We start from the raw sequence: 2,876 nt of genomic DNA on the forward strand, positions 1-2,876 counted from the left end.
CGCTGCTGGAACAGGCCCTGCGAGTCGTGGTCGTTGCGCTCACCCAGGTGACCCAGGTTCTCCAGCTTCGACTCCTGCAACGCGGTCGCGATCGCGACCACGGCGGCGCGCTCGTCCATGTCGGCCTTCTTCGTCGCCGCGATGATCGCCTTGACGTTGGTGGTCTGCTCATCCGACAGGTCGATGCGCGACTGCTTGCCCTGCACACCGTGCGGGATCAGCTTGCCGGTGTCGGCCTTGTCGGCCTGCACCGCGACCGCGACGGGCTTGGCGTCGACCGCCGCAGCGGCGTGAACAGCGGGGCCGGCGAAGATGCCACCGGCGAAGGCGATACCAGCGATACCGAGAACGCTCTTACGCATGATCGTGTTCATCAGGGGAGCTCCTTTTGGGGGTGGGCACCCAACCGCCGAGGGGGATCGGCGTGCGGGGGTGCGAGGCACCATCCGGTGCTCAAGGAAGTTCGGGGGGATCGGCACACGCTCACCGGAGCAGGGGGTTGCTCGTCCGCGGTGCCAGGGGGATGTAACGACCGGCTACCCGCCATCATTCCGGGGCCACGAACCCGCGCCCGGGAGGCTGCGCGTCCTGCTCGATCGTCCGCCATGTGTAACGACCCCCGGCCGGCCACGATTCCGCCGCCAGGATGCCCCCCGGTCACACCCCGAACCGGACGTATGGTCCGTTACCGGACACGCACACACACGATCGCCGGTCCCGCAAGGGTCGGCGGGAGATCTTGGTACGGAACGGCCCCTGGAGGGGCCGTTTCCTACCAAGATCTCTTCGGGTCCCGTTCACCGGGAGCCGAATCCCGACCAGTGGCCGCAGCTGGGCTGGGCCGGCCCGACCTGGTGGGCGCGAGTCTACGGATCGTCGGGATGGCGGGCTCACCGCGCCCTGCTCGGCATCGTCCGCCGGGTGGCCCGGACCTGAGTCGCGGGTGGAGGAGCACGTCGACAGGCGTCGCATCGACGCATAAATGCGTTGAGCGGCCGGGCCGTGACGGCGAGGCTGGTTGTTCCGCCACCGTCGTGCCGTAAGGGGTCCACCATGCGTCTGCTCCGTGACATGTGGGCCACCTCGCCCCGCCGGATGACCCTCGTGGCCTGCCTGATCGTGCTCGGCGGGGCCGGACAGGCGGCGGCGTCCGCGCTGGCCGGGCCGGTCCTCGTGCACCGGTCGGTGGGCTTCTTCACCCTGCTTGCGGTGGCACTGGTCGCCGCCGTGGCCACCGACCTCGTGGTCAGCCTGGTCATGGCCGGGGTGACCGCCGACTGGTCCGCCGACGTCCGCCGACGGCTGTGCCGGGTCGCCTTCGGCCAGGACCTGCCGACGCTGGAGACCACCCCGGTCGGCGAGCTGCTCGACCGCATCGACGGCGACGTCTACCAGGTGGCGTCGGCGGTGCGCGCCCAGGGCGTACGCATCGCGCAGATGCTGGCGGTCGGTGTGCTGTCGGTCTTCGTCGCCCTCGCCGTCTGGTGGCCGGCGGGCGTCGCGATGCTGGTGCTCGCGGTGACGCTCGCGATCGGCCTGCGCCGGCCCACCGCCCGGATCGTCCCGGCCCGGATGGCCGAGGAGGAGGCCTGGTCCGACCTTGCCGCGGTGATGGAGGAGGCGATCCACGGTCAGGACGACGTCCGCACCAGCCTGGCCCGCCCGTACGTCCTGCGCCTCTACGCCCGACGCGCGGCGGCCGTGCTCTCCCGCGGCCTGGTGGTGTGGCGGATGTCGGCGAAGGTGACCACGATCGCCGGCGCGGTCAACCGCGGCGGCATCGCGGTGGTCGTGCTCGGCGGCGCGTGGGCGCTGGCCGCCGGCCGCATCGACGGCGCGCGGCTGACCGCGGTGTGGCTGCTCGCGCTCGCGTTCGGCGCGACCGTCGAGCACGTGAGCAGGATGGTCCCCGAACTCCAGTACGCGCTCGGCGCCTGGGGGCGGGTGCAGCTGCTCCAGGACTCGCCGCAGGAGCCCACCGGCGGCGTCCCGCCCAGCGACGGCGACCTGGTGGTGCGGGGGTTGACCTTCCACTACCCGAGCACCGACGGCGTGCGGCGCGCCGCGCTGCGCGACGTCGACCTGACGTTCCGCCGCGGGCTGTCGTACGCACTGGTCGGCCGGACCGGATCCGGCAAGTCGACCCTGACCAAGGTGCTCACCCGGGCCGTCGACCTGCCCCGCGGGACGGTGTTCCTCGCCGGGCGGGACCTGCTCGACCTCGACGTGGAGGAGCTGCGCCGCTGGATCGCCGTGGTGCCCCAACGCACCGAGATCCTCGCCGGCACGCTCGCCGAGAACGTCGCGCTGTTCGACCCGGACCTGCTCGACCACGCCGCCCGGGCGCTCGACGAGCTGGGCCTGACCGCCTGGGTCGACGAGCTGCCCGACGGTCTGCGGACCCGGCTCGGCGAGGGTGGGCACGCGCTGTCGGCGGGGCAGGAGCAGCTCGTCGCGTTCGCCCGGATCCTCGTGCGTGACCCGCGCGTGGTGATCCTGGACGAGGCCACCGCGCGGCTCGACCCGGTGACCGAGGCACGGGTGCAGCGGGCCACCGAACGCCTGCTGCGCGACCGGATCGGCATCGTCATCGCCCACCGTCTCTCCTCGGTGCGGCACTGTGACGAGGTGGTGGTGATGGCCGACGGCGCGGTGGTCGAGGCGGGGCCGCTGCGCGAGTCGGAGCGGTTCGCCGAGCTGCTGGCCACCAGCCACGCCGGCGCGCTGGCCGGCGCCGGTGCACCGGGCCGGTCCGTGGTGGGCGTGGACCTTCTGCACGACCCCTGGTCGTCCGTACCGGGATCGTCCGATGCCTCGTCGTTCGACGAGGTCAGCGGCGGGTAAGCGGCCCACGCGGGAAGGGCAGCGACGGCTGC

Annotated in this window: 2 pseudogenes; one reads left to right on the top strand and one right to left on the bottom strand. The window is 72.6% G+C overall.

Features of this window, described 5'->3' with window-relative positions:
* Positions 1-374: pseudogene (locus tag AB0I76_RS26690) on the bottom strand (hypothetical protein); the annotation flags it as partial.
* A gap of 679 nt (positions 375-1,053) precedes the next feature.
* Here AB0I76_RS26690 and AB0I76_RS26695 point away from each other — a divergent pair.
* Positions 1,054-2,718 (top strand): annotated as a pseudogene (locus AB0I76_RS26695) (ABC transporter ATP-binding protein); the annotation flags it as partial.
* Positions 2,719-2,876 lie beyond the last annotated feature (158 nt).

This window comes from Micromonospora sp. NPDC049799 (assembly GCF_040656655.1).
In the GTDB taxonomy this organism is placed as follows: domain Bacteria; phylum Actinomycetota; class Actinomycetes; order Mycobacteriales; family Micromonosporaceae; genus Micromonospora.